The organism is Arthrobacter sp. efr-133-TYG-118, assembly GCF_030209755.1.
Classification (GTDB): Bacteria; Actinomycetota; Actinomycetes; order Actinomycetales; family Micrococcaceae; genus Arthrobacter.
In genome coordinates this window covers 289199-315194 of the sequence record NZ_JARVRH010000004.1, presented here as the reverse complement: position 1 = coordinate 315194, position 25996 = coordinate 289199, and the positions used below count along the sequence as shown (strand labels likewise).

Annotated in this window: 35 protein-coding genes and 1 pseudogene; 15 read left to right on the top strand and 21 right to left on the bottom strand. The window is 61.4% G+C overall.

The features are described 5' to 3' along the window. The first annotated feature begins 42 nt into the window (after positions 1-42). Both QRN59_RS03985 and QRN59_RS03980 read left to right on the top strand, forming a co-directional pair. Positions 43-996: a helix-turn-helix transcriptional regulator gene (locus tag QRN59_RS03985; protein ID WP_284981211.1), complete on the top strand. Its 954-nt coding sequence runs from the start codon at positions 43-45 to the stop codon at positions 994-996. Further along, positions 993-1979 carry an NAD-dependent epimerase/dehydratase family protein gene (locus tag QRN59_RS03980; RefSeq protein ID WP_284981210.1) on the top strand — a complete coding sequence of 329 codons (987 nt, stop codon included), beginning with the start codon at positions 993-995 and terminating at the stop codon, positions 1977-1979. Before QRN59_RS03985 ends, QRN59_RS03980 begins: the two co-directional genes overlap by 4 nt. 347 nt (positions 1980-2326) lie before the next feature. Here the strand turns inward: QRN59_RS03980 and QRN59_RS03975 are convergent, their stop codons facing one another. The 8 genes from QRN59_RS03975 to QRN59_RS03940 form a co-directional block, all read right to left on the bottom strand. Next, a complete protein-coding gene (locus QRN59_RS03975) occupies positions 2327-2557 on the bottom strand; it encodes a hypothetical protein (protein WP_284981209.1) in 231 nt (76 codons plus the stop codon). A 1-nt stretch (position 2558) separates the two neighbouring features. After that, the gene (locus QRN59_RS03970) at positions 2559-2879 is read right to left on the bottom strand and encodes a hypothetical protein (protein WP_284981208.1); all 321 of its coding nucleotides are present in this window, start codon (positions 2877-2879) and stop codon (positions 2559-2561) included. 1347 nt (positions 2880-4226) lie between these two features. Next, positions 4227-4403 (bottom strand): hypothetical protein, encoded by a 177-nt coding sequence (locus tag QRN59_RS03965; protein WP_284981207.1) that lies wholly within the window; start codon positions 4401-4403, stop codon positions 4227-4229. 479 nt (positions 4404-4882) lie between these two features. Next, on the bottom strand, positions 4883-5077 hold the full coding sequence (locus QRN59_RS03960) for a hypothetical protein (protein ID WP_284981206.1): 195 nt from the start codon (positions 5075-5077) through the stop codon (positions 4883-4885). 197 nt (positions 5078-5274) lie between these two features. After that, positions 5275-5598 carry a hypothetical protein gene (locus tag QRN59_RS03955; RefSeq protein ID WP_284981205.1) on the bottom strand — a complete coding sequence of 108 codons (324 nt, stop codon included), beginning with the start codon at positions 5596-5598 and terminating at the stop codon, positions 5275-5277. 9 nt (positions 5599-5607) lie between these two features. Next, on the bottom strand, positions 5608-6327 hold the full coding sequence (locus tag QRN59_RS03950; RefSeq protein ID WP_284981204.1) for a GAF and ANTAR domain-containing protein: 720 nt from the start codon (positions 6325-6327) through the stop codon (positions 5608-5610). A 116-nt stretch (positions 6328-6443) separates the two neighbouring features. Next, the gene (locus tag QRN59_RS03945) at positions 6444-7223 is read right to left on the bottom strand and encodes a GAF and ANTAR domain-containing protein (protein ID WP_284981203.1); all 780 of its coding nucleotides are present in this window, start codon (positions 7221-7223) and stop codon (positions 6444-6446) included. Further along, positions 7216-7950, bottom strand: coding sequence for a GAF and ANTAR domain-containing protein (locus QRN59_RS03940; RefSeq protein WP_284981202.1), 735 nt, complete (start codon positions 7948-7950; stop codon positions 7216-7218). The genes QRN59_RS03945 and QRN59_RS03940 overlap by 8 nt, the downstream gene beginning before the upstream one ends. Before the next feature lie 296 nt (positions 7951-8246). On the opposite strand from QRN59_RS03940, the gene QRN59_RS03935 reads away from it, so the two are divergent. Further along, positions 8247-8660 (top strand): hypothetical protein, encoded by a 414-nt coding sequence (locus QRN59_RS03935; RefSeq protein ID WP_284981201.1) that lies wholly within the window; start codon positions 8247-8249, stop codon positions 8658-8660. Beyond that, positions 8660-8848: a YegP family protein gene (locus QRN59_RS03930; protein ID WP_236816014.1), complete on the top strand. Its 189-nt coding sequence runs from the start codon at positions 8660-8662 to the stop codon at positions 8846-8848. Before QRN59_RS03935 ends, QRN59_RS03930 begins: the two co-directional genes overlap by 1 nt. A gap of 37 nt (positions 8849-8885) precedes the next feature. Here QRN59_RS03930 and QRN59_RS03925 read toward each other — a convergent pair whose 3' ends face one another. Beyond that, complete coding sequence (locus QRN59_RS03925; protein ID WP_284981200.1) at positions 8886-9251, bottom strand: TfoX/Sxy family protein; 366 nt, start codon at positions 9249-9251, stop codon at positions 8886-8888. Positions 9252-9373: 122 nt separating this feature from the next. On the opposite strand from QRN59_RS03925, the gene QRN59_RS03920 reads away from it, so the two are divergent. Continuing rightward, positions 9374-10126, top strand: a complete 753-nt coding sequence (locus tag QRN59_RS03920) for a GAF and ANTAR domain-containing protein (RefSeq protein ID WP_284981199.1) — start codon at positions 9374-9376, stop codon at positions 10124-10126. Between the two features lie 51 nt (positions 10127-10177). Here the strand turns inward: QRN59_RS03920 and QRN59_RS03915 are convergent, their stop codons facing one another. Together QRN59_RS03915 and QRN59_RS03910 are read right to left on the bottom strand one after the other, a co-directional pair. Next, the gene (locus QRN59_RS03915; RefSeq protein WP_284981198.1) at positions 10178-11365 is read right to left on the bottom strand and encodes a lytic transglycosylase; all 1188 of its coding nucleotides are present in this window, start codon (positions 11363-11365) and stop codon (positions 10178-10180) included. Beyond that, a complete protein-coding gene (locus tag QRN59_RS03910; RefSeq protein WP_284981197.1) occupies positions 11362-11886 on the bottom strand; it encodes an RNA polymerase sigma factor in 525 nt (174 codons plus the stop codon). The genes QRN59_RS03915 and QRN59_RS03910 overlap by 4 nt, the downstream gene beginning before the upstream one ends. A gap of 142 nt (positions 11887-12028) precedes the next feature. Between QRN59_RS03910 and QRN59_RS03905 the strand changes: the two genes are divergently transcribed. Continuing rightward, entirely contained in the window at positions 12029-12301 is a 273-nt protein-coding gene (locus tag QRN59_RS03905) for a DNA gyrase subunit A (RefSeq protein ID WP_284981196.1), read from the top strand. A 100-nt stretch (positions 12302-12401) separates the two neighbouring features. Here the strand turns inward: QRN59_RS03905 and QRN59_RS03900 are convergent, their stop codons facing one another. From QRN59_RS03900 to QRN59_RS03890, 4 genes are all read right to left on the bottom strand, one after another. Then, the gene (locus tag QRN59_RS03900) at positions 12402-12953 is read right to left on the bottom strand and encodes a hypothetical protein (protein WP_284981195.1); all 552 of its coding nucleotides are present in this window, start codon (positions 12951-12953) and stop codon (positions 12402-12404) included. Continuing rightward, positions 12950-13396: a PASTA domain-containing protein gene (locus tag QRN59_RS24515; RefSeq protein WP_350225217.1), complete on the bottom strand. Its 447-nt coding sequence runs from the start codon at positions 13394-13396 to the stop codon at positions 12950-12952. The genes QRN59_RS03900 and QRN59_RS24515 overlap by 4 nt, the downstream gene beginning before the upstream one ends. A gap of 291 nt (positions 13397-13687) precedes the next feature. After that, entirely contained in the window at positions 13688-14314 is a 627-nt protein-coding gene (locus QRN59_RS03895) for a 2'-5' RNA ligase family protein (RefSeq protein WP_284981194.1), read from the bottom strand. A 203-nt stretch (positions 14315-14517) separates the two neighbouring features. After that, on the bottom strand, positions 14518-15042 hold the full coding sequence (locus tag QRN59_RS03890) for an AAA family ATPase (RefSeq protein WP_284981193.1): 525 nt from the start codon (positions 15040-15042) through the stop codon (positions 14518-14520). 336 nt (positions 15043-15378) lie between these two features. Here QRN59_RS03890 and QRN59_RS03885 point away from each other — a divergent pair, with 336 nt between their 5' ends. From QRN59_RS03885 to QRN59_RS03875, 3 genes are all read left to right on the top strand, one after another. Further along, positions 15379-15651, top strand: a complete 273-nt coding sequence (locus QRN59_RS03885) for a hypothetical protein (RefSeq protein WP_284981192.1) — start codon at positions 15379-15381, stop codon at positions 15649-15651. Positions 15652-15712: 61 nt separating this feature from the next. Beyond that, a complete protein-coding gene (locus QRN59_RS03880) occupies positions 15713-16177 on the top strand; it encodes a GNAT family N-acetyltransferase (RefSeq protein WP_284981191.1) in 465 nt (154 codons plus the stop codon). 137 nt (positions 16178-16314) lie between these two features. Then, on the top strand, positions 16315-17208 hold the full coding sequence (locus tag QRN59_RS03875) for an aminoglycoside phosphotransferase family protein (RefSeq protein WP_284981190.1): 894 nt from the start codon (positions 16315-16317) through the stop codon (positions 17206-17208). 151 nt (positions 17209-17359) lie between these two features. Here QRN59_RS03875 and QRN59_RS03870 read toward each other — a convergent pair whose 3' ends face one another. Next, positions 17360-18658 (bottom strand): flavin-containing monooxygenase, encoded by a 1299-nt coding sequence (locus QRN59_RS03870; protein ID WP_284981189.1) that lies wholly within the window; start codon positions 18656-18658, stop codon positions 17360-17362. A 50-nt stretch (positions 18659-18708) separates the two neighbouring features. Between QRN59_RS03870 and QRN59_RS03865 the strand changes: the two genes are divergently transcribed. The 6 genes and pseudogenes from QRN59_RS03865 (at position 18709) to QRN59_RS03840 (ending at position 21906) form a co-directional block, all read left to right on the top strand. Next, complete coding sequence (locus QRN59_RS03865) at positions 18709-19428, top strand: SDR family NAD(P)-dependent oxidoreductase (protein WP_502871020.1); 720 nt, start codon at positions 18709-18711, stop codon at positions 19426-19428. After that, entirely contained in the window at positions 19320-19607 is a 288-nt protein-coding gene (locus QRN59_RS24510; RefSeq protein WP_350225216.1) for an SDR family oxidoreductase, read from the top strand. The genes QRN59_RS03865 and QRN59_RS24510 overlap by 109 nt, the downstream gene beginning before the upstream one ends. Positions 19608-19671: 64 nt before the next feature. After that, a pseudogene (locus QRN59_RS03855) lies at positions 19672-20031 on the top strand (VOC family protein). Between the two features lie 91 nt (positions 20032-20122). Then, positions 20123-20734: a VOC family protein gene (locus QRN59_RS03850; protein WP_284981186.1), complete on the top strand. Its 612-nt coding sequence runs from the start codon at positions 20123-20125 to the stop codon at positions 20732-20734. A gap of 168 nt (positions 20735-20902) precedes the next feature. Beyond that, the gene (locus tag QRN59_RS03845; protein ID WP_284981185.1) at positions 20903-21640 is read left to right on the top strand and encodes a hypothetical protein; all 738 of its coding nucleotides are present in this window, start codon (positions 20903-20905) and stop codon (positions 21638-21640) included. 17 nt (positions 21641-21657) lie between these two features. Then, entirely contained in the window at positions 21658-21906 is a 249-nt protein-coding gene (locus QRN59_RS03840) for a hypothetical protein (protein WP_284981184.1), read from the top strand. Positions 21907-22027: 121 nt separating this feature from the next. On the opposite strand, the gene QRN59_RS03835 is transcribed toward QRN59_RS03840, so the two are convergent. From QRN59_RS03835 to QRN59_RS03815, 5 genes are all read right to left on the bottom strand, one after another. Beyond that, entirely contained in the window at positions 22028-22801 is a 774-nt protein-coding gene (locus QRN59_RS03835; RefSeq protein WP_284981183.1) for an ABC transporter permease, read from the bottom strand. After that, complete coding sequence (locus tag QRN59_RS03830) at positions 22794-23582, bottom strand: ABC transporter ATP-binding protein (RefSeq protein WP_284981182.1); 789 nt, start codon at positions 23580-23582, stop codon at positions 22794-22796. Before QRN59_RS03830 ends, QRN59_RS03835 begins: the two co-directional genes overlap by 8 nt. A 906-nt stretch (positions 23583-24488) precedes the next feature. Continuing rightward, the gene (locus tag QRN59_RS03825; protein ID WP_284981181.1) at positions 24489-25253 is read right to left on the bottom strand and encodes an alpha/beta fold hydrolase; all 765 of its coding nucleotides are present in this window, start codon (positions 25251-25253) and stop codon (positions 24489-24491) included. A 47-nt stretch (positions 25254-25300) separates the two neighbouring features. Then, complete coding sequence (locus QRN59_RS03820) at positions 25301-25687, bottom strand: type II toxin-antitoxin system VapC family toxin (RefSeq protein WP_284981180.1); 387 nt, start codon at positions 25685-25687, stop codon at positions 25301-25303. Next, positions 25684-25953 (bottom strand): type II toxin-antitoxin system Phd/YefM family antitoxin, encoded by a 270-nt coding sequence (locus QRN59_RS03815; protein ID WP_284981179.1) that lies wholly within the window; start codon positions 25951-25953, stop codon positions 25684-25686. The genes QRN59_RS03820 and QRN59_RS03815 overlap by 4 nt, the downstream gene beginning before the upstream one ends. Positions 25954-25996: the final 43 nt, after the last annotated feature.

Sequence of the window (25996 nt, the reverse complement as noted above, 5' to 3'; positions counted from 1 at the left end):
GGGCCTCCCACTGTTGCCAGTCCAAGCCCTACCGTGGAAGGTATGAGTTCGAAAGATGAAGTGCGGGCGTTTCTGATGTCCCGCCGTGCCAACATCACCCCGTCCCAGACCGATCTGCAGGACTTCGGCGGGCAGCGCCGCGTACCCGGCCTCCGACGTTCAGAAGTGGCCATGCTTGCAGGGGTTAGCCTCGACTATTACACCCGCCTTGAGCGGGGGAACCTCCGCGGGGTGTCAGAGCATGTACTGAACGCCCTCGCCAATGCCCTGCAGCTCAACGAGCTCGAACGGGAGTACCTTTTCGGACTCGCCCGCACCGCCACGGCGCCCGCCGCCGCCAGGACCGGGCAGAAGAAGCCGGTAGTGCGCGAATCGGTGCAACGGATTTTGGACAGCATGAGTGTTCCGGCCGTGGTGTGGAACCGCCAACATGACCTCGTCGCCTCGAACCTCATGGGGCGGGCGCTGTACTCGCCGCAGTTCGAATCCGACAGTCCCAACCTCGCGAGGTTTATCTTCCTGGACCCCCGGGCGAAGGACTATTACGTGGACTGGCCGCTGGCCAGGCAGATGACAGCAGCAATGCTCCGCATGGAAGCAGGACGCGATCCGCTGAATGCCGAGCTGACCGCCTTGATCGGGGAGCTCTCTACCCGCAGCCCGGAGTTCCGTTCGAACTGGGCTGAGCGTGACGTGCACGAACACCGCACCGGCCGGAAGCTGTTCAAGCACCCGGTGGTGGGTGTCGTCGACGTTACCTACGACGTGTTTGAGATGCCGGGGGAGAAGGGGTTATGGATCGGGATCTATAGCGTCGAGGAGGGGAGCGAATCCGCGGAGAAGTTTGCACTCCTCGCCAGCTGGGCCGCCACCAACGACCAGCTCGCCGGACGAAGGCTCGCGCCGCCGTCGTCCGTTCATGCAGACCAGAACCAAACAGTCGCCCAGAACCAAACACTCACAGCTAAATCATCACGAAGCACTGGAGAGCAATGAAGGTCATCGTTATCGGCGGCAGCGGTCACATCGGATCCTTCCTCGTCCCCCGGCTGGTGCGCGCCGGTCATGAAGTCATCAACATCAGCCGTGGCACCCACAAAAGCTATGGCGAGGCGCCCGAGTGGCAGCAGGTGCGTCAGGTCGTCGCCGACCGGCAGCAGGAAGACCGGGACGGCACGTTCGGTGACAGGGTCGCGGCACTGCAGGCCGACGTCGTCGTCGATCTGGTCTGTTTCACGTTCGAATCGGCGAGCTTGCTCGTCAACCGGCTCCGTGGGGAGGCCGGGCATCTGCTGCACTGCGGCTCGGTGTGGCGGTACGGCCAGAGCCTCAAGCTGCCGATCGCCGAGGGTTCCGGATCGGCGGCAGCCCCGTTCGGCGAGTACGGCATCCAGAAGAACCGGATCGCGCGGATGCTGAAAGAAGAGACCGACGACGGCGGTCTGGTCACCACGTCCGTGCACCCTGGCCATATCGTCGGGCCCGGTTGGCACCCGATCGGTCCGCTCGGGAACCTCGACCCCGCCGTCTGGTACACACTCTCTGCCGGCGAGCCGCTGCAAATCCCCGGAAGCGGCGCCGAACTGATGCACCACGTGCACGCGGACGACGTCGCGCAGGCGTTCGAGAAAGCCATCCAGAATCGCGACGCGGCGGCCGGCGAGGACTTCAACATCGTCGCCCCCACTGCGCTCACCGTTCGCGGATACGCCGACATCGCCGCCGGCTGGTTCGGCCAGTCCGCAACGTTGGAGACGGTCACGTGGGAACACTTCCGCGCATCGACCACACCGGAGTACGCCGAGTCGAGCTGGGGCCACCTCTACCGCAGCCATTGCTTCACGATCGAGAAGGCCAAGTCCCTGTTGGGCTACGCTCCCCGGTACGAGCCCGAACAAGCTGTGCTGGAATCCATCATCTGGTTGATCGAACGCGGGCAGCTCCGGGGCGCCAATCCGCTGAGCGTCCTGGCGAACTGATCGGTCACTTGGACCGTTGTTGATCTCGCTTGTATTTGCCCTCGAGCCCCGGCACCAACTCTTCTCACAGGGAGTGGAGATAAGCCTCGGGGACTTGGTGGAGGATATTCAGGGAACGAGTGCTGCTCCGCGTGTTTGTTCCAAGGCGGAAATAAGGGAATCCCTCGTTGAGGCTGAAGACGAAGAACATCACGAGGCCCGCGGCTGTCGCTTGGATTCCGGCCCGGCTGGCCGGACAAACAGGCCACGAAACTTCTGGAAGAGAACCCCGCCCGAAGGCCGTGCGGACTCACCATGCCTAAGCGCGTAGCCAGCAATCGACTCTGGAGTTGCGCTACCCACAACCCCTAAAGAGCGCGGCCCTGACCGGCTTTTCTTAAGCGGTGGCGGTGAATCGCCGGGACCCCAAGAAAGATGTACCCAAACGCTATTGCTGGATATCCGGTCCACAGCGGGCCAAGCAACTCGCGAAGAGGGCTGATGAAAATCATGGCCACGCCCAAGAGTGCTATTGCGAGAGTCAGCAAGCCGCTCCAACCATGAAGCATCACATGTCGGGCTTGTTCTGCGGTGATCATTTCACGGCTCCTTATGCCACGGGTTACCTGCAATTTGATCCTGGATTGTTGATACAACCTCTTCGGGATGGGCGGTTGAGACGATCCACCGGCGGGTCTTCGTTTCCAAAGCGACCGCAGGCCCTCCCGCCAACAGTCCTCGGGTGCCCTTGCCCATGAGCCGGAAACCATATCCGTCAGACAGGGATGTATTCTCGGCCGTCGTTACGGCCAAAACGTCCGAGATCGACACTTCGATTGAATAGAACGGCGCGCAGCGCAGGACGATTTTCTCCTCAGCTATGGCGATGGAGACGGTCATCCGAAGAATCAGCCAGGTCAAGGCAGCGATGCTGGCGACCATGAGGAGCCCGGGCAATAGGATGCCCGAGACCAGGGCTGACACGACCAACACGATGACTGAAGCGCTGACAATTCCCCAGATCAAGACTCTGGACGTCTTGCCAGCCGGGCCTCCGATATCACCATGTCTTGCCCCAATTCCGCGAAATCACTTCGGTTGCACTTGAACGCTATGAACGCACCGCTTGACGATCGAGGAAAGACGAGCGGTAGGTCCAAGGTCTTACTTGCACCTACCGCTCAAACAAGGCATCTACGATCCTTTGTACGTCCTTCCGAGCCCTCTGTGCCGCACTTGTGAGTAGATAATCCAGGCAACTGAGCCTATAAAAGGCAATACGAAGATCGCGACTCCAATCGCCACTTTGACTGGAGTGGGAATCCCCTTTGCGGCGGTAAGCGCTGCAAGCGCGACGACAACCAACACCACATAGACGATGCCAAAAACAGGGGTAGCCCAGGAGTTGACCTCTGGGTTAACCGGGTCAGTTGAGTTCAGCATCATGGATAGGGCCATGACTATGATTGTGACACTGTTGCTGTGTATGGGCGCACCTGAAGCTGTACCCATACTTCCCATGATCCCCATGCTGCCTGGACCCTGGATTGCGCTTGGGCCCATGCTGGTGTGGTTCCGATGGAAGTTCCTCGGCCAATCCACACTGTTGGGGACGAGCAACTCACGCCCGCGCAATTCTGAGTGGAATTTCCGACGGAGAGGATGCTGCTGGGCCCGCCGTTGACATGTTGATACGTGGCAACAAACGCAACGTTGATTATTCCGCTCCAGTTAGCCGCAATGCTGCACCCGCTGTAAACGGCATAGCCGCTACCGCCCGCGTAGTTGCAGTTCGTGATTACGGCGCTTAGCGTGACAGCTGCGGAGGCCGCTTCCAAGGGCCTTTCCACGCTCTGTGCCTTGAACGAACCATCAGCAAACCGCTCGATAATCATCGCTTTGGTGCGAGTTGACCGATCCTCGATAAGGACAGGTGCGACACCTGTAAACGCGTCGAGAGGCTGCCCGGCCCGTAACTTCTTGATCAACTTGTCCTGCTGAGCTGAGCCTACGTCGAATTCATTGAAAGATGCCCGGAGTCTGGCTTCGTCCGTGGAAGTGAGATTGTTCGAGCTACCTAGCCCTTCCGCTGTATCGCCCAGTGGAGCCGCGACGGCCATCGGAGTGATTCCGATAAGCAGAAGTCCCATAACCAAAGCAACAAAAGTAAGCCTTCCTCGACTCGTGCTGCACTGGTTTCTTCGAATGATAGAACCATTTACTTCTTTCACGTTCGCTGTCTTTCTTTAGAAGCTACAGTAATTGGTCTCACTGGAAATTGATGTCGAGCCTTGGCACCACCTCTTCCGACAAGGACTGGGGATAATCATCGGTGATAAGTGATGACGCATTCGAGGTTGTCACTTCGGCCGGAGCGTGCGACAAAGGGGTCGTTGCCGAACCATGGGCTTCGCAATGGATCACACTCTCGTTCTCGGCGGTCATTTTGCTTGCTTCCTGTAGTCAAACCGCGTCGCAAGACTCGCCCCCGCCGCCGCCGGAGATAGCATCCAAGCGGCCTGATTGTTGACGAATGAAATGATGGCAACGATCAGGAGCATTGCGGCCGCGGAGAGAGTTAGAGATTTCATCAACAGCAAAATAAGCCCGCGCGAGGGCCTCTCCGTGTGCGATGTACCGAATCTCAGTGTCATTTGGCCAAAAATCAGTGTGAAAAAGGCCAATCTCAGTGTTCGAAGGCGGGCATCTCCGTGTTCATCGGCGCAGGCCTCACCGTGTGGCGGAGCCCGCCGTCGTCCCTTTCAACTGCCCACTGAAACCTCCGTGTAGCTGCCGGTCACCGGGGCCGCGTGCTTCAGCGTGACTGGGCTCCCGAACAGCTGGTCTCCAACGCTAGAGTGCGCGCTTCGCCACCGAATTCCGCGCCGTACGAGGGCATGAAAAAGCCACTCAACCATCTCTAGTTACGAGAAAGCAGCTAATGATTCCGGAGTTGCGCTAACGGCAGCCCCAAAGGTAGCGGCTTTGACCGGATTTTCCTGATCGTGACGGTGAATTGCCGACGCGCCAAGAAAGCTAAATGCAAATACTATTGCCGGGTATCCGATCCACAGTGAGCCAAGCAACTCGCGAACAGGGCTGATGAAAATCATGGCCATACCCAAGAGTATTATTGCGAGCGTCAGCGAGGGCTCCGACCATGAAGCACACCTAGCCGTATTGCACTCGAATCCTGCGCTCCCCGGTCACGTACCCGGCCGTCGTGCTCCGCGACTGAACCACGCAGGAAGTGAACGTCACCGCACAGGTGCCGCCCGCCGTCGTACACCTCAACCTACGCGACGCAAACCGCCGCCTACGCCTCAGACTCCGGCCGCTGCTGCGTCCCGGATCCGGGTTCCTTCCTCTGGGAGTCGCCATCCGGGCCGAGCTCATCGGAGTAGGGGGCGTGACCTTGCGGGAATTTGTTGATGAGTTCGTTGGCGGCCATGGCCAGGAGGTCACGTTGTAAGACGGGCAGGGAGAGGAGGCCTTGGAGATAGGCTTCCACCTCGTATTCGCCAACTTCGCCGCCTAGGCTGAAGTACTTGAGCCAGAGTTCGCCGACGTTGATTTGTGCTGACTTCATGGCAGCGGCCAGCATGCGCTGCTGTTGTGGTTCATGGGGATCGAAGCCCACGGGCCGGCCTTAGTCCAGGGCCGCCGGAATCCCGGCGACGAGATCGGCACTGATCTGGCCCAGTGTGCTGTTCTGGCGCCGGGCCCGGCGCATCAGTTCGGCAAGGGCCATATCAACGGTCAAGGAATGGCGCTGCATCAGTACGCCGCAGGCCCGGTTGACCAGGTCGCGACTATGGAGGGACTCAGCCAAGGCTCCACTGATGCGGTGGGGTGCTTCGCTGGCCTGGATATTCGCAAGCAACGTAGCAGCGGGGGCGGCAAACAGTTCCAACACTCGGGCCGTGTCCTCGCCGAAACCCCCGGCGACGTCCGAGTAGATCTTCAACGCGCCAATGCATTGTTGCTCGGCAAGCAAGGGAGCGCTGACCACCGAACGGACGGACATGTCCTTCACTGCGTCAGTCCAGTCCGGCCAACGCGGATCCGCTGCGACGTCCTGGACGACCACCGTTTCTTCCGTTGCCCAGGATGTCAGGCAGGGCCCTTGGCCGAAGTCGTACTGGAGGGCATCCGCGCGGGTGACTACGTCGTCCGTGGAGGCGCTGCTGGTCAGGCTGCCCCTCGAATCCAGAAGAGAGACCCCCGCGCCGGTGGCTCCGGACACCGAATCCTTGATGGCGCGGGCCAGCAACCGCACGGCGCGGTCCACTTTCTCTTCCGTGAGCAGCAGGCCGTGGATTCGCGCAATCACGGTCGACAGTTCATCCAGCGGTAGTTTCCGCGCCATGGTCCTCATTCATCTAGGTCGAGTGCATCGAGCCGCAGCGTTCCTGTGAAAGAGAATCCAGCACGGCAGTTGGTGCGCTGTTCCTAGCTTAGTCCGCACCATTCCCGACTCTTTAACTATTCGTCGAAGTAAGCTTCCGGATCCGTCTCGCCCGACACAGAGGCAATGACATGAGCGGCTATATCCCGGAGTTTGACGTTTCGACTGTTCGAGGCCCGGGTCAAAACCTTGAAGGCAGTGTCGCGTCCGCATCGGTTCTGCGCCATGACAATCCCGACGGCGGTATCGATCGTCGAGCGGGACTGCATGGCTGCGGTGAGATCGTCCTTGGCGTTACGCAACTGGGAGATCATCAAAGCCAAACTAAGGGACTTCGCCGCGCTGTAGGCGAATTCTTCCGCTGCTGTAATGTCCGGTCCGGTAAACCCGTGCGGCGTGGTCGAGTAGAGGTTCATGACGCCCTCAGCATCACCAGCCACATCGAGCGGCACTGCCAGGACAGATCCAATGCCGTTCCGCCAGACGGCCTCCATGTAGTCACTCCAACGGCTTTCGCCGCGGGTATCGACCACAAGAATCAGTGAACTGTGCCGAAGCGCCGTAAGGCAAGGCCCGTCGCCGAATTCAATTTGCAGTTCATCGAGCGCGCGCACCCGCTCATCGCTACTGGCTGTGGTGATGCCCTTTTTCTTCGTGATCACGGTGAGACCGCATGAGACGGCGTTGGAGGCGGTTGTGAGAGCGGCCGCTGCCAGGTTGGCTAAAGCAGCAAGGAATTCGTCGACGTCGGCGGTCTCCAAGACAAGACCCTGCAGGGTGATGCCAAGGTCCTGGTTCGGGTCGGCAAGCAATCCGGCCAACCCAGTGTGGGTTGGCCTCGGCTCCGAATTAGTCATGGACCGCACTGGAGGAAGTCCAATCCCGGGGGACTGACGCGTTCAAAATGTCGGTGGCGATGTCGTGAAGCCGCCGGCTGCTATCCCGCGCTGCGAGCTGGAGCAATTCCATGGCGCGGTCCCGTCCACAACGATTCTGGAGCATGATCAAGGACAACGCCGCGTCCACCACGGCTCGCGATTGCAAGGCGGATCGCAGGTGTTCAGGGTACGGCTCCTGGACATGAAGCCGCAGCGCCAACCTCAGTGTCTTCGAGATTGTTTGGGCATGCTCTAGCACGCGGGAAACGGTGGCCTCGTTGAAGATTCCGGTGGTATGGGCGTAGCAATTGAGGGCTGCGCGTGACGACGAGTCTGTTTGGATTGGCACTGCCAGCACCGAGCGAATACCTTCACCTTCCACCTGGTGGGCGTACTGTGCCCAACGGCCATCGGCCTGCAGATCATCAATCAGCACGCGATGTTGGTGACGCAACGCCGTAAGGCAAGGGCCGTCGTCGAACGTGTATTGCTTTTCGTCCAAGCGCTGCGCCGCAGCCGTACTACTGGCCACCGTTGAGGGGCCGCCATCCCGCTCGACAGTGATGGCGCACAAGAGAGGTTCCCGACCGTCCAACAAGGACGCTGAGATGGTGGCCAAGCCCAGGAGAAATTCGGTGAAACCGGGACTTTCAATCAGGAGGTCCTGCAATTGCTCTGTAGTGGGAACTGCGTTATTACTGGCCATGCGGCCTCGATTCCAAGGGGCGCCCGGGATCCCTAACCCAGGCCGGTAGCCATGCCCGTTCGCGCGCTGCACGGCCCTTATATTCAATCCCTGGACCCGAACGACCATCCTGAAATCTCCTACTTCGACACTACGCCCTCCTGGGAGCTTTGGACACGAGCCCGGACCCCGGCGTTTAGCGATCCAGTTGCGGTCCGAAATAAAGTCAAATCGATTGACATGACCTAAGTCACATTAGATATGCTGGTATAGGTCAAGCAGCTGGCTTTCTCGATTTTCGTACGAGGAGGTCAGTCATGGCACCTATTCAACCCAGTCACCCCCATCTTCATGGTCAAAGGGCCGTCCACCTCGATGTTCGCGCTGCACGGCGCGGTGCAGCCTGGACGGCGGACACCTCCAGTGAAGCCTTACGGGGCTACCTGCCCAGGCCGAGCGCGGTTCAACAACTGTTTCGGCGATGGCCATTCGTGCCCTCGCGGGAATTGGAGCGCATCCGTCTCGTGCTTCTTCATTGCGACGAAATAGCCCACCCGGCCGCAACCCGCAGGCTCTCCGAACCGGCCCAGGCGTTGCTGGATCTCGTGACGAGCGAGCTGGAGCGGCGACGCGAACCAGGACATCATCAGCCGCTCAACGGCAGCCCGGCTACCGGGCATCCCGCGCTGCCCACGCTTGCTCCCGGTCGCCGTCGGGGAGAACTTCTCTGATGGCGGGACACTTTGAAGTGTTCACTGACAACGGAGGCAGCTGCAGGGTGCGGCTGGTTGACGAGTTCGGGAAAGAGCTTGCCGTCTCCTCACCATTCCGGGACACGGACGCAGCGGTTCGCGGGATCTATACCTTCCGTGAGATCGCGGCGAGCGGACTGATCGAAGACCATACTTCCCGATTCTGAGTTTTTGTCCTTGCTGGTGGCATCACCACTGTGGCAGCTACTTCTTGGGGGAACGGGGCTTTGCGGCTTTCGGCGGGAGGGTTGCGACGTACTCGAAAGCCTTCTCGACCCATTCCGCTGTTTGTTCGTCCTTGTCGCTCAAAGCTTCGGGCAGCCCGACGTAGCCACCCATGGCGCGACCTTCAGGGCCGAACGGAAGCGTTTCGTGACCGGCCTCCAGTGCCTCGCGATCGGTGTCGGAAAGCTTGACGCCGATCATCGGGCCGAACAGTCCGGCGAACATATTGCCGTTCACGAACGCGCCCAGGTTCCCGAACATCGGCTTGACGACGACATCAGGGTTCTCTGGCACCACCGCGCGGAATCGGTCTTTGTCGGCGTCGGACGGTTTGGGGATCTGCATGTGCGTACTCCGCGGTAGGGGATCGAAAGCCTAGGACTGCATGCAGCATACGACGGCGGGATGCGGGCCGCCAGCGTCGGGGCACCGTTCTCCTTGGCAAACGAGGAAAGTAGGATGGGATGATGTCGAGTTCACCGGAAAACGAGCCTGCAGACGAGCTTCAAGGCATTTTGGAACTTCAATCTGTTCTGGTGGGCGCAGGGAATGCTTCTGAATTCCTGACCGGGCTCTCTAGGCTCGCTGCGGCCTCGATCTCTGAGGCTTCCGGCGACGAGATCGACTGCGCAGTCACCGTCAAAGTCAGGCGCCGGCCCCTTACTGCAGCCGGCAGCAGCCCACGCGCCGTGGAGCTTGACCGGCTTGAGCAGGCTATCGGTGACGGCCCCTGCATCAAGGCACTCCGGGAGATGTCCCCTGTGATCATCGACGACGGTTCGACCGATCTGCGCTGGCCGGAGGTCACCAAAAAATTCGCCGGGATGGGCATTCATAGCTCGTTGGGGATTCCCATGGAAATCAGCGACGACGCCAGCGCCGCGCTGAACTTTTTCGCCTCCAGGCCAGGCGCGTTCACCCCGGATGTCTTCGACAAGGCCGTGGGCTTTGCCGCCGCCGCCCGCAACATACTCCACCTGTCTGTGCGCATCGACTCCGCCCACAACCGGGCGAAGGACCTGGAATCAGCCATGCAAAGCAGGACCGCCATCGACATGGCCTGCGGTGTCATCATGGCGCAAAACCGATGCTCGCAGGCTCAAGCGATGGAAATCCTGACCAAGGTCTCCAGCAACCGCAACCGCAAACTACGGGACGTAGCCGCCGAACTGATCGAACAGGTCTCAGGGAGCGCGATCGAAACTCACTTCGAGGGGTAGGAACGGGCTCAGCGGAGTGCCGTGGCAGTTTGGCTGGCCTCGGTAGGACCGCTACTTGTGGATGGGCTTGGTCACCGCGAGGCTGATTGTCTGGCCGGGGGCGAGCTCACCGGTGGATAGGTCGGTGAAGGCGTACCAGACGCGGCTGGTGCCGGTGAGCGGTCGGTTCGCCCACTCCAGATCAGGCATTCCGAAACGGAAGGAGATCTGGCGTTCGGTGTCCCCGGGGGCGGTGGTGTACGTGAGTGGAATCCCGTCGGCGTCGGCAGTGAAGCTGCCTTGAGCGCCGTCGATCTTCAGCTCTCCTGGTATCAGTCTCACCCTGGTGCCCGCGGGGATGGGCCGGTCCCCGGCCAAGGAAGTGTTGTACTGCAGCAACTGCTCGGTGGTGCATCGGAATTTGTAGCCGATGCTGTCGAATGAGTCGCCCTCGACGGTGGTGTAGAAGATGGTCTGCCCGGATGAATTGTTGACGGTTTTTCCTTGACCGGATCTGCTGTCGACGGGATTTTTCTGCAGCTGGATGTGGTTCCCGGCGCGGACAAAGTAGGTGTTGCCCTTCTCGTACGCGAACGGGACCTTGTTCGCTTCGGCCAACTGCTCGCCGGTGATTCCAAACCGGTAGGTGATCCCGCCCAGAGTGTCACCGGATTCAATGACGTAACTCGTGGGGATACCGTTCCCGTCGACGGTAGCCGTCCCCTTCGCGCCGTAGATCGGCCCCGGAACCGGGATCAGGCGAAGCTTCGTGTTGGGTGCCAATGCGCTCCCGGGCTGAAGTCCATTGAACTCGGCGAGTTCCTTCTCCGTGATGTGGAACGATGCGGCCACCGCTGCCACAGTGTCTCCGGAGACGGTGGTGTAGTAATCCACGTTCCCAAACGAATCGGTAACAGTGGGCCCAGTCAGGGAAGACTTCCCGGCGTCGGACGTTGTCGCCACAGCGGCGACGGTCGGAGCCGCAGCCGTGTTGACCGGACCCGTTACTAAACTCGATGCCACGAGTACGCAGGCCGCGACCGCAGCTGCCGCAAGCCCCGCAGCGGCGAAACGCACCCAATGACGTTTGGCACGTGTGCGGTGGAAGTCCTGGACGGATCCGCCGACCGCGATGTGAGTGACATCGGAATTCACGAACGACAGAGACCGATCGCGGCTGCGCTCCAATTCTTCGTCGGTGATCATGAGCGCAGGATCGGCGGATGAAAGCAGATCGTCGAGGGACAGGTCCTTGCTCATTCCGTTGCTCCTTCTGACACTTTCTGCTCCTGGAGTAGTCGGCCTAGTTCCTTGCGGGCCCGGTGCAGGCGCATTCGCACGGCAGTCGCCGTCGTGTCGAGCAGATGGGACACTTCGACGGCGGTGAGTCCGTCCCAGTACGTCAGCAGCAGCACCTCCCGTTCCTTCGGGCCTAGATGGTCGATGGCATCCCGCACGGAGGATTCCTCGGCGGGTGTGCCGGGGATATGCTCAAACCGCAAAGCACCGATGAGCCCGGCCGACCGGGACAAGGACCTGTCATGGTTTCGGAGCACGTTCTTGGCTATTCCGAAAATGACGAGCACCGGGAGCTCAGCGTCCTGTCCGGACTTCTCCCAGACAATCCTGAAAACCTCCGCGCACAGATCCTCCGCGGTGGCGGGGCCATCCGTCCTCCGCCGCAAATAGCGGTAGATACGGTCGTGGGACCCCGTGTGGGCGGCAAGGAACCGTTTTTCCCTCTCCAGATCCACCCGTTCCCCCATTGTTTGCAAGCTCATGCCCAGTTAATGTCCGGCAGCCAACAAACTGTAACGAGAATCTTGAAAGAATCTGGCCCATTCGGAAGATGCCCGGCGAGTCACGAAGTGGGGGCAGCGATTGCCGATCGGTTGACACAACCATTCGTGCAAGAATCGCGGCATGGATGAGGATGAGCGGCAGACAAGGGAACAATTGATGATCCTCGAGGCTCTCGAGCAGGCGATGGATCGGCGGGGCGAGGTCTTCCAGGTGGTTGAGGATTCAGAGGACGTGGACGAAGCAATCCGTCGGGTGGGTCAGTTGCTGGGCCTGGGAGAGCTGGGCAGCCGTGCAGTCCTCGACCTGCAGGTCAGAAGACTCACCCGCGACCAGCGTCAGGCCATCGCTTCCTATGCAGAAGAACTTAGATCAAGGTTGCCCGATGGGCGCTGAACTAGTGGCGTGCGGTTGATCGTCCTGGGCCTCGCTCCCGAGCTTTCAGCGCCATGAAGTGCATTATGAAGTCCGTGGCGGCGACGGCCCACGCGGAAGTTTAGCCCTCGACGACGGACATCGGCAGGCCGTCCCCTGGCACGCTAGGGGTGATGCTGTCTAGCTGCCAAGCGTCTCCAGATGACCGGAAGGTCGCGGTCTGGACCAGCGAGTAGCCCGACGGGACGCTGCTCGGCCCATTCGCCGTCGAGTACTGGTATTCCTCAGTCAATTCCTTGAACCGGACGCTCGCCCGCGAACCGGTCACCTCGACCGATTCCACGGTTATTTTCGTCGAAAATGACGTATACCAGAAGCCCATTGCCTTGAATCCGGCCTTCGAACGGGCCACCTTTGGGAGGTCCCGCTCGCGCTTGGACAGGTAGGCCGCCGTCATATGCACTCCGGCAAGCCTCATGGCAGGGGGAGTGTCGAGGACTGTACCGTTTCGATCCTCGACGGCTGCCTGGACGATGGCCGCCAGCTCGGACGGTGAGGGGCTCGGGGTTGCTCCGGGCGATCCCAGCGTGATCGGACCGGCGGTGGGCTGGCATCCGGCAAGGGCTAGCCCGAGCACAGCCGCCGCGGCGAGCGTGCACATCGAGTGCTTCATCGAGAACGCAGCTCCCTGTGCGCGCTCAGTGCGTGACTGGGGATTGACGGCGGTGCGTAACCAGCGGGGAACCCTGACGAAACGGTCAGAGTGACTACAGTGCCGGTTGTGATCGGCGTCCCGGGCGCGGGCGATTCTTGGTAGATAACGCCAGCCGGGACTGACGTACTTGGCTCGCGGTCGACGATGAAGAGGGTTGGGTTCCCGTTTATGACCGTCGTAACGGTCTCGGAGGTGATTGGCAGCCCAGACCACGTCGGAACGGTGGTCGGAGTGCTGCTCTGAGCTACGGTGGTCGGAGCTCCGCTCTGAGCTTTAGCCGTCGAGCCGAAGTACAAAAACCCCGCCGCCCCGATGACCGCAGCCAAGGAAGCGACTCCAATCGGCACGAGGAAACGGCGACGACGCGTGACGCCTTCGAGGTCAGCAGTTGTAGAAGACATTGACCCATGACTACGAATACGCGGTGATTTTGCGAACATGAGTCACTTCTTGGACCTTGATGTGCACTGGAGACGTCAGCATCCACGATTACGATTCATGATGCTTCCCTTGATGTCGCTCACCGTATTCCGCGCCAACATGCGCGTCAATAGATAACCCCAAAGAGTTTAGGAATTTTGAAGAACTAGGAAACCTACGAGGCCGTGGAGGAACTGAACGGCGATTGACCGCAGCGCGCGGTAAAGGATCCTTCAGCGAGCACATCGCGGAAGCCAGAGGGCGTTCTTCGATTATTTGGCCGGGGGTTCGCTGAAAGGGAAGCGAGATGTGGTGTCCCAGGTGAAGGCGCCTCGGTTGACGTCCTGGTGGACAGCTATCAAGTGCATCTCGTTGATGGTCAGAGGAGGCAGGGCAGGTGCCCTCAGATGGTCGGATGCCTGTTGAATAAGTTCGGTACTGCCTTCGGCCAGGGCGTAGCCCAGGGTGAGATGAGGGTTGAAGGGGGCTCCGGGCAGCGGCTGGCTCTTGTTGATGGTGTCGGCGGCCGCGTCGCGGACCGCCGCGGTCAGTTTCGCCCATGGTGGCGTATTCGTCCCTCTGACCCCGAGCGAGTAATCATCCGCTTCCGGTTCGCCCAGCTCGACGCTGAACGGTTTGGTTTCGGCGGCGACGCTCTTGAGCCTGGCCATGAAGGCGGCCATTTCTTCGGGGCTGACCTCCTCGGAGGTAACCGCGAACTGCTGCACCGTGGCATGCAGGTAGTCGGCTGGCTGGATGGAGCAGTAGTCGAACGCCTCCAGGACGCGCTGACGTTCTTCCAGCGCCGATCGGAGGTCGGGGGCGGGCAGTGCGTAGACGTGCAGGCGGTTCCGCATAGACGGCCACAAGGTCATGGGGTGTCCAAAAAAGCGCTTCACGGGCAAACCGTAGCGTCATCGTATGAATCGGAGGTGAACCGCACTGCCTGGTGGGCAGCACGGCGAAACCGTCGGGGTGCCCTCGTTGGGTTCTACGGCCATCCCTTAGATCGAACCCTGGGCGGAGAGCGCTCGGAAGCTGCTCGTGGAGGCGCCCCAGGCGACCTTGATGGTGTGCTTCAGTTGATCAGTCTGGGCCTCTCTCAGCGGCCAAGCACCGAATCCGCAATCTGGCGTGCGGCTTGGTCCGCTGCGATGTGTGTGGTGTCGATGACCTCGGCTTCATCGTGCAGCCACGTACGGGCCGCCTCGGCGTATGGCTCCAGGTACGCGAAGCGGAACGGCGAGGGGCCGAGGTCTTTGTCGTTCTGTATGCGGTCGCGGAGCGTGGCCTGGCCGGCATGGAGTACGAAGTGTTGGATTGGTATGCCGTGCTCGGTAAGGCCATCGCTGATTTCCCGCCAGTAGCGCTCGACCAGGACAGTCATCGGCATCACGAGTGTGCCTCCGGTGTACTCGAGCACGCGCCGGGCCGTTTCGACAACGAGCCCCCGCCACGGTTCCCAGTGCTGGAAGTTGTCCGTTGCAGGAAGCCCCGGCTTGATGTCCATGAGCACCTCACCGACCTTCTCAGCATCGAGGACGCGCGCGTCGGGCAGCAATTGCTGCACGAGCGCGCTCGTCGTCGTCTTTCCCACTCCATGGGTGCCATTGAGCCAAACGATCATGGACCGAACTCTAGTGTCCGAAGTGTCCCTCATGCGACGCCCGTAAGTCGAACGCTGAGGGGTGCTGGGACCGATGGCATCAAATCTGACTTCAGCTGAGGAGGAGTTCTAGGCCTGCAACAGTTCGACCCAAAGGGATCCTTTACCGGACACGTAAGACCAACCTGGCTAGCTCTAACATTGTGGCCAACTTTCCCAAGGCATATTCTGTGAGCCTGATCGGGGACTGGGGTGGGTCGTATGGCCGGAAAAATTAGGATCTCATCGTTGGCCGTCATGCTATTCGCCGTCCTGTGTGCGTGCGCAGGGCCTGCAACGCCGATTACTGAAGCCTCCGTGGAAGCACCGACCCCAATTGCTTCCGGCATGCCAATCATGCTTTACACGCACTGCGGAATCGAGGAATTGCGCGTCGATGACACGTTCTTCATTGCCGAAACACCATTGGATGATGGTCAGGGCAATCCCCCTCCGGGATGGGGGAACCCCTATCAGGCGGGCACCGTGACCGTGTCCGGTTCACAGGCTGTTTTTCGGGATGACGACGGCCATATCGTCACCTTCCGGGCTCGTCCCGGTGCCACAGGTTTACTCAAGACCTGCTCCTGAGAGTCGACATGACGTCCAGGATCGTCCATCGGGCATCGGCATGGCGTGATGGAATCAGGGGATGGAGATCCATCCCTACGCCGAAACCGATGGCCCAGCGACTCTGCGCGTGTTCCTGGCCGCGGTGACGGAGACTGCTTCGGTGCACTACTCTGCGCAGCAGATCTCCGCATGGGCGCGAGCAGATGGACGCGATGTCAACCAATGGAACTCCGCGAGGAAGTCGCTCAACACGTACGTGGCCACCATTGGGGATGAGGTCGTCGCCTTCTCCGACGTTGGAGAAGATGGCTATATCGACATGATGTTTGTCGCTCCCAAGTTCGGTCGACGCGGTGTCGCCGGCGACCTCCTGGCGCATCTCCGCGACATCGCTGTGGGGGTTGGCGTATCCGAGTTGTACACCAATGCGAGCATCACAGCGCGACCATTCTTCGAGAAGCACGGGTTCGCCGTAGTTGCCGAACAGCACCCCATCACACTCGGCGTAGAGATGACCAACTACAAGATGATGCTCCGGCTCTAAAGCTGGATCCAATACCACGGGACCGCACCGTTACCGGTCTCGACGGTATGCTCCCGGGTCCCGCCGCCCCGTTCGACAGCCTTCGTGGAACCCTGGCCGAGCATGGTTTCCGACGAGGGATCACGTAGCGTCGGTGCATGACACAAGTTGCGATGCCTCTTGCTGCCCGGGACCGACTTCTTGATCGATTCGGCCTTGCGGCCGCGGCCTGGATCGACGACTTCGGAGCGATCGTGAGCGAACTCTGCCAGAAGTGGGCACTTGACCCACGCACCGTTCACGCGGGCGGGACGGGCGCCGTTGTCGAGTGCGTATCTGCCGCGGACGGAACGCGGCGCGCACTCAAGCTCTCACCCGACCCCACGATCACGGAGCAGGAAGCAGCCGCGTTGAGGTACTGGGGAGACGCCCACACCGTGGTTGACCTGATGGACGCGGACACCACGCATGGCGCGATTTTGCTTGAGTGGCTCCCCGACGCAACCCAGCTGACCGCCTTCACTTGGGTCATTGCGGACGTCGAGGATCTCATCGCCGACCTCTTCTCGCCGCGGACACCGCCGCCACCTGATGTTCCCCTTGCTCATGAGCGCGTGGAGTTCATGTTCGAGTTGTGGGATCGCCGCCGCCGCGCCCTCACGGACTCGCCGATCGACGACAACGTGTGGCGTCGATCCCACGCCGCAGCGTTGGACATGGCGGCCGAAGGTGAGTCCTTGCTTCACGGCGATCTGCACCTCGGCAATCTCTTGCGGGTCGACGACGATCGCGGGATTGTTGCCATCGACCCACGCCCTTGCATCGGCGATCCGGCGATGGACCTCACTGACCTCGCCACGATTGGAGCGGCTAACGAAGCGGAGATCCGCAATCGATGCCGGCAGCTCGCAGACATCGCTGATCCCATAGACACAGGCCGGCTGTGGCTCTGGTGTCGCACCTTCGCCCCGATGGCGGCAGTCTCACTAGCCCGCCGTTCCGGCAAGATGGAGGAACTCACGCTCATGCTCGACCTCGCCTTCACCCGGTGAGCCCCGCCGGCGAAGGCGCCCGTTAGCCGGTCGGTCACCGTGCCGCGGGAACCGGCCGCTCAGGCCCGCGGAATTGCTGATCGCGGCTATGTACGTAAGACCCGCACGATGAAATGCACGATGATGGTGGGTGGATTACTGCAACCATTTCTCACCGCCCCGCTACTTGCCCCGCAACATACTCCGCATCCACGCCCACGCCGCCGACGATCGACGAGTAGTGCCCCGTCAACCACGGCAGCCCGACCACGTAAAGGCCCGGACATTCGGTGACGCCGCGGACATGTCGCGGGTAGCTCCAAGGGTCAAGAACAGGAATGTCCACGAAGCTGAGGTCCAGTTTGTAACCGGTGGCCCAGAGCACCGAGGTGATGTTCTGGGCGGCTAGGTTGACCCGCGCCGGTGAGACAGCAGGCAGCCAATCGTCCACCGGCGCCCGCTGCTGTTCAGGCGCGTCGATTCCCGCGGCGGCGATATAGGCGTCGAGCGCTCGCCCCATGCGCTGGCCGAACCCGGCCTCGACTATTGCCAAGCGTTCGGGGAGGTCGTCCGTGAAGGTGAGTTCGCCGTCGTCGGCTGCTTCCAGGTGCCCGTGCAGCCGGATGCCCTTACGGCCGAGCTCGCGGAGGTGGATGTCGTGGCCGCCGTCGGTGCCGGAGAGCAGGGGGTTGCAGGCGAACCGCGCCGCGGGGGAGGGCAGCTGCCCGACCGTCAGGGCGTTGACCCCGTACTCGGGCCCGTGGATTCCGGCCTGCAGGATCCAATAAATGATGTCGTGCCCGCGATACCGGCGCGGCGCCTCCGGACACGTCGACACCGCCAGATGAACCTTACGTCCGGCCGCGAGCAGGTCTTCCGCGATCTGTCCGCCTGACTGCCCGGTTCCGACAATCAGCACGGCGCCGTCCGGCAGTTGCTCCGGATTGCGATAGTCGTGCGTGTGAAGCTGCAGGACGCTCCCGGGAAGTCCGGCGGCCAGGGGTGGGATCTTCGGTATTTGATACGCGCCGGTCGCCAGCACCACATTGCGTGCCAGCCAGCCGCCGTCGGACGTTTCAACGCTGAATCCGCCATCCGACGTCGAGATGCGCGTGACATCCGTGCCGGTCCGGACCGGGGCGCCGATCCTCCGCGCATAGTCGCGGAAATAGTCAACGGCGTCGTCACGCGCCATGAACGCCTCCGGCTCCGGCCCCGTGTACGGCATGCCCGGAAGCTCGAGTGAGAAGTTCGGGGTATTCAGCACGAACGCATCCCAGCGATCCTGCCACGCGCCACCCAGCGCGGCCCGCCGTTCAAGGACCAAGTGCTCGACGCCGGCCCGGCTGAGGAAGTGGCTCGTGGCCAGTCCCGCTTGGCCTCCACCGACGACAAGCGTGTCGATTTCGAGGGGGCGGTTCTGTTGTGCGGCTCTGTTCTGTTGTACGGCTTTGGGCGGGGCAGTCTCCATGAGCGATCCTTCCGGTCCCTTGGCAGAACTTTACGCCCAGCGGTTCGGGCGTGGGAGGTGGGTCCGAAGCCCGAAGCCCGAAGCCCGAAGCCCGAAGCCCGAAGTACAGTGGACAGCACTGTCGGCCGCGTGGTTGCGTGGAACTGTCCCCATGGCCGCCAACGGGAGGAACAACAGTGAGCAAGCTAGCACTTATCACAGGCGCCAGCTCCGGAATCGGCTGGGCATTCGCCGAACGCCTGGCTGCCGACGGTTACGATCTGGTGATCGTAGGCCGACGCCAGGAACGCTTGGAAGAGTTCGCCGTTTCGCACCCCAAAACCACGGTCCGCACCGTCGTCGCCGACCTCTCCACGCCTGAGGGTATCGGCTCGGTCGCCGAGATCTGCGCTACCGAGCCGGTGACTCTGCTCGTGAACAACGCCGGCGTTGCCCACTACATGCCCCTCGCCGAGCTTCCTGCCGACAAGGCCACGGAACTCGTCAACGTCAAGGTCCTCGCCCCGACCATGCTCAGCCGTGCTGTAGTCCCGGGCATGCAGGAACGCGGCGAGGGCACGATCATCAACGTGGCCGGCATGATCGCCTTCGGCGGGCTGCCCCGCACGCCCAGATGCCCCGCCGCGCCGTCTACGGCGGGAGTCTGGCGTACCTCGTCGCGATGTCCCAGACTCTCAGCGCGGAACTGGAGGGCACCGGAATCACGGTTCAGGTCGTGTGCCCGGGCGTGGTGGCCACCGAGTTCCACGAGCGCCAAGGCATGGACTTGAGCATGATGCCGCGGATGAGCGCCGCCGACGTGGTCACCGCGAGCTTGCGCGGACTGGAATTGGGCGAAACAGTCTGTGCCCCGGGCGTGGAGAACGGCGGGCTCCTCGACGCGGTCTTCCAAGCAGACCTCGCCGCTTTCGGAGCACAGAGCCCCGAACTTGCCACGCGCTACCGCTAATTCCGGATGATTCCGGCGAACGAACCTGATGCAATCCTCCTGAATCGGTCCTAGAGTGTTGGCCATGGCTATCGCGCGCTTCCCCGTCGTCGTCCTCGACTGTCCCGATCCCAAGACCCTGGCCGAGTTCTACAGCGCCCTGCTCGAGTGGAAAATCGAGCGGAACGACGACGACTGGTGGTCCGTCCGCGCCGAGTACGGCGATTCGCTGGCCTTCCAGAAAGTCGACTCCTACAGGGCGCCACAGTGGCCCGGCCAGGACGTCCCGCAGCAGATGCACCTCGACGTCGTAGTCGATGACCTCGACACCGCTGAGGCAGCCGTGCTCGAGCTCGGCGCAACCAAGCACGAAAACTAGCCGGGAACGACGTTCCGGGTGTTCCTTGATCCGGCCGGTCATCCTTTGTGCCTCTGCCTGGACTGATTACACATCGGTCAGGATTGAAGAAGCGGTCAGTGAGGCCTCGGCATAAAGTCGAAAGCACAAACCAATCCACCTCACTGAAGGACTTGCCGTGACCTCCATCGAATCAGTCACCCTCGAAGTTCCTGACCCCGCGGCCGCCACCGCTTTCTACGACGCCGCCTTCGGATTGGGTCCGCGGGTGCGCGTGCGGGCCTCCGATGCTCCTACTGACGGCTTCCGCGGGTTTACGCTGTCGCTCGTCGTGTCACAACCGTCCACCGTCAGCAGCCTCATCGACTCCGCTGTGGAAGCCGGTGCCACGACGCTCAAGCCAGTGGCGAAGTCCTTGTGGGGCTACGGCGGCGTCGTTCAGGCTCCGGATGGCGCGATCTGGAAGGTCGCGACGTCGGCGAAGAAGGACAGCGGTCCGGCCACCCGGGAGGTCGACAAGATCGTGCTCCTGATGGCAGTCGCGGACGTTGCCGCGAGCAAACGGTTCTACGGCGACCGGGGCCTCGCCGTGGGGAAGAGCTTCGGCAAGTACGTCGAGTTCGCCATGCCGTCGAGTCCCGTCCAGCTCGGGCTTTACGCGCGCCGCGCCCTCGCCAAGGACGCCGGTGTCTCTCCCGAGGGCGCCGGATCGCACCGACTCGCGATCGGCAGCGCAGCCGGCCCGTTCACCGACCCGGACGGATTCGCGTGGGAGGCCGCCTCAGCGTGAGGCGGGCTCGACGTCTCGGCTCGATCACAATCTTCGCTCTGGTGTCGTTGTTGGCCGCAGATCCCTAACGAAAGTGATAGTCGACTACAAGTTGCCTTTGATCGCAGGTAGCCTCGGCAGGGACGACGTGGGGATCGTCCCCTCGTGTCGCCTCGCAAAGGAGTCGATATGAAATTGAAATCACGCACGTTGGCGACGGCTGTCCTGGGGTCCATGATGGGCCTCACGGTCGCTACGACGGCGACGGCCGCCCCGGCGGTCCAGACTGGACAAGCTGGTGGGACGCTGACGATTGCCCAATTCGAAAGCGACCTTGCTCAGAGTGCTCTTCTGGCCACGGAGGCCAAGGAAAACTACGAGCGGTTCGTTGGCCTCCCACGCACGAAGAAGCAGAGACTGGTCAACTACCTCAATGACCCAGGCTTCCTGACCAGTGTTGTTTCTGAAATGGGACGGGCGTCCTCGGCGAGGGACGTACAGGTGCTGCATGGCGGTGATGTGGTGGTGAGCAGGTCCACATCGCAAAAGGTGGCTACTTCGAAAGCAACCGTGTCCGGGGCTGTCACTCTGGCGGCGGCGCCCACCGTTGATCGGGTTTCGCAGTACTCGTATTCATTGCTCGGGATCACACTCACTCGAGTGAGGCTTGACATGAACTTCTCCTTCAACTTGACGCGCATAACCAACGTCAATTCCTGCGTGCCAAGCTACACGAACTACTTCCCACTCCGGGGAATGTCGTCCACACCGTCGTCGTACCTCAGCGGTAATAACGGTGTCTGCCAGGCTACTTGGCAGATGGCCATCGGCTGGGTCAACGGAATCAACCTGGGCCAGCGATCTGCACTTCAGAAAGTAGTCCAAGGCCCTTGGGGATTGGTAAGTGATACCTTTGTCAACACCTAAACCGCGAAGGAGAAGCCGTGCTTTTTCTCTCAACTGGTAACGACGTTCTCGCTCCAACCGGATATGAAGTCATAGCGACGGTGCTGGCTTTGGCTGCAGTAGTCGCCTTTGTCTGGGCCCTGATTGTGCTCGCGCGCAGCGCCGGGAGTCTGACGAAGCGGGAACTGGTTCTCTGGCTCTTGTTGGTCCTGTTCATTCCGCTCATCGGTCCGGTAGCTTGGATCGCAACCAACGTGAAGCATCGGAAGCGACCTTCGATTTCCTAACTTAATGCCAGGGACTGTTCGGCAGTCCCTGGCATTACTCGTTTTGGTGCTCGGTTTCTCATCCTTGGGTTTGTTGGGGGCGCGACGGCGCGGCGCCCGGCGCGGATTCCGCCGTCGGGCACTATCGCGAGTTCCATCGGAACCAGCGGATTCCGATGAAGGCGAACACGACGACGTATCCCACGCAGGCCAAGAGCGAATAGGTGTCCTGGCCGCTCCAGGCAGACAGGTTCAAGACATCCGAGAAGAGTGCCAGGAGGGCTCCGACAGGGGACCAGTCCGCGATGGTTTGCATCGCGTCCCCGAGGATGCCGCTGCCGCCGAGGAGGCCGAGAAGCAGCAGGAAGATCATGAGCAACCGGCCGATCGCACTGACGGCGTTCGTGGACTGAACCAAGCCGACCAGGGCTTGTCCGATGGCCAGGAACATAGCCGCTCCGAGGATCGCAACGGTGATGACCAAGAGGTATTGGCCGATGTTGAGCGTGAGCCCGTGAACGATAGAGCCGACGATGACGACAACGATGGACGCGAGCAGGTTCGTGGCTATTTGGACGACAAGGCGGCTGGTCATGATCATCCAGTTGGGCGCCGGGGTGACACGGAGCCTTTGCAGCACACCGATCTCACGGTCGTGGGCCAGGGCCAAGGTGAATCCGAGCAGGCACGAGGTGAGTAGTCCAAGGGTCAACGCCAAACTGATGAGGAGGTTTGAGCCGCCGAGCCGTGATTGTGCTTTGCCAAAGCTTGTGACCACAAGGATGACGACCGGCAGCAGGGCGCTCAAGACAAGTGAAGTCTTACTGTTGAGCATCACAATGGAGTCCGCGCGAAGCAACGAGCCCATGGCGAGGCCGCGCGGTGGGCGGACAGTGGCGACGCAGGTGTTAGTCACGGATCTCACTTCCTGTCAGTCCGATGAACACGTCTTCCAAGGTCGGTGCGCCGTGGGCGACCGAAAGCACCCGCGGATCGTCCCTGTGTTTGTCGATCAACTCCGACGGCTTGCCGATGGTGAGCAGTGCCCCATGGTCGATGATCGCGACCCGGTCACACACGGCCTGGGCCTCCTCCATCGAGTGCGTGGTCAGAAGAATGCTGTTGCCCTCACCACGGAGTTCCTCGATGCGACGCCACAGTCCGCGGCGTGACTGGGGGTCCAGCCCGGCGGTCGGTTCGTCCAGTAAGAGCAGGAGGGGGTTGTGAATCGTGGCAATGAACAGTGCAAGCCGCTGCTGCTGCCCACCTGACAACTGTTTGAACCTTTTGCCCAGTTCTTCTTCAAGCCCTATGGAACGCATGCTCGTCCCGATTTGCGCACGCGAGAGTTTCACTCCATAGAGGCCGCCGTAGAGTCTTGCGATCTGCTGAATAGTCAGCTCGGCCTGGAAACTGGAGGACTGCAATTGCACACCGAGGCGCGCTTTCGCGTCCAGCGGTTCCTCTTGAACGTCGATTCCGTCCACCAGCAGCCGTCCGGATTTCGGCGCAACCAACCCTTCGATGGCGCTGAGTGTGCTTGTCTTCCCTGCACCGTTCGGGCCCAGCAGGCCAAAGATCTCACCGCGGCGAATCTGAAAACTCACACCGTCGACGACGGTCCGCGCGCCGTACGCGACCCGCAAGTCGCTGATGTCCAAAACCGGCGGTTGTGCCGGCACATTCACTTCACTCATCGAGCCGCAGCCCTCTCAGGGTGGCCAACCGGCCCCATGGCAGGGCGCCGTTGCGATGAGTCTATATCCGGGAACCTGATGTTTCGTCAGAGCCGGAGAGTGTCCCTGGTCAGACCCTCGTGACACCTAAAGTGGCCTTTTGGCGCTCGATTGGTTCACTCGAAGCCGGATATGGTGTCGCTAGATGGTAGACACGTTCAGGGGGGAACAATGAGCCGTACGCAGAGACTCCAGTCTGGGTCCAACGTCGTACAGGCAAAAATCCAGTTCCCGGTCGTCTCCAAACTACAAGGGCCGCCTAAGCTGATTACGCTTACGTCGGTGTTGGCCACGCTTGGTGTTTTGGCTCTTGCGGCTTGCAATGATGCCGGAAAGCCGGGGCCCCTGACCACAACCCGCCCAAATGTCACCAGCTCTACGACTACCAGTAGTCCGGCACTATCGGCGCCTGCCTCCCCGTCGGGGATGGCCACCGTCACCTGCAGTTCTGCCAGAGCAGTGCCTCCAGGGGAAGGTTCTTCCACGGATCTTGTCGTCGGACCCCTTCTTTACCCCGGCTTTGATCATGGATACAACCTCACAATGAACCCGCCGAATCAGGACGGAGTCCGCTTTTTCAAAGTGGGCACCCACCTGGTCAATGGCTCGGTTGTGACCGTATCGGTTGCACCCGAGGCCAAAGCCTACGCGGGGATCAAAACGGAAACCGGCTCTGCGGCCGGGTTCACGACAGTGACTTACGAAAGCTGCCCAGGCAGTCAGAACGGGTCAGTCTGGTGGGTGGGAGGATTTGTCCTCACCGGCCGCCCATCTGGATGCCTTCCTTTGGACATACAGGTCAAGGGAGAGGCAACGCCCAGGCGAACCGTCATTCCGTTGGGTACAAGGGACTGTCAGTAAATTGCCCTAAACAACCCGATCCGCACGTTCCCAATGGTCCCGGAGCAACGCGGCAAGGCGCTCGGGTTCGATCCGGTGCGGGGGATCGAAGTGGTGGCGGTCCGGGAACACTTCGAGGCGGAAGTCCGGGAACACCGTGGACAGTCGCTCGGCAACCTCACCATAGTCGTCCGGATTGCTCAGGCCGCCAAGGGCGAAGAACACTGGCCGATCGAACGCAGCCAGTCGCGCCCTATCCAGATCGTAAATCTTGAAGTCCCGCAGAAACGCCCTGATCCCCGCCGGCCGCTTGGCCATCCACGGCGGCGGTCCGCCCTCGGGCGGTGGCGGAAGGACAACGTCGGGCTTCACTCCCAGCCTCATGAACGCGGCCACGAACTGCGCAGGGGGAAGCGTCTCCAGCGCTTCATATTCCTTCCAGAGTTGGGCGTGCGCCGGACTCCAGTCCCAACTGCCGGCCCACGCGGGCTCCAGGAGCGTGAGACTGAGCAGCCGCTGTGGATGCTTGGCAGTGAACGCCAAAGCGGCGGCTCCGCCTCCCGAATAACCGAGTAAGTGGAATGTTTCCCAGCCGCGGGCGTCGGCCTCACGAAGCACACCGTCGATCTCGGTGTCCAAGCTCCAGCCCGGCGGCGGCTCATCGCCGTCGTACAGTTCCAGGTCCTTCGCGACGGCGTCGACGTCGGGACCCAGCGCTTCGATCAGCGCACCGTAGGCGGGTTGGGCGGGAAGGACGCTCCCTGGAACGAGGATTACTCGAATCGGCTCCATGGCGGAACTCTACGCCGGTTGGTGCGCGAAAGGAGGGGTGAGAAGGGCTATTTTCCGGGCGAGAGGACAGGGATGCCGGTATCAACCGCAGCGGCGAGAAGCTCGCCGTCGTAAGCGATCATCAGATCAGCCTGGAGCCTGATCGCTGTTGCCAGATGAATCGCATCCGCGCTCCGCAGGCGGCCCGGAAGGGCGGCCGCATACATTAGGTCGGAGCGAGCAACATCGACCAGATTGATACCGCTCAGGACGGTATTGACTGGTTCTGCGCCCAGTCCCCACCGCCGGGCCGCGCAATGAAGCTCGGTGTAGAGCAGCATTGACGCGACAAGGCGATGTGCCGTTGCTGCCGAAAGGTACTCAGCGGCGGCAGCTGATTCCGGTTCGTCGACCACCAGCTTGAGGATCGCCGAGGTGTCCACATACGTGATCACCGATCGCCACGCAGATCTTCCAACATGTCCGAGGTGCTAATCTCGCTCTTGATGCGGGGCACAAGCCTGAAATCCACGGGACTCTCAGCAGCAGGGCGGATGCCGCCTGACTGCAGCAGCCGTTCGAACGGCGAAGAGGAAGGCGGAATGAGCGTGGCCGCAATTTCACCGTTGTTGGTCACGTCGATGATTTCGCCGTTTTTGACGCGCTCCAGAATCTTGCTGCTGTTGTTGCGGAGTTCGCGGTGCGGGATCGTGGTCATCATATGCCTCCGTAGCAACCGCAGCACTTATACGAATGTGCGGTGG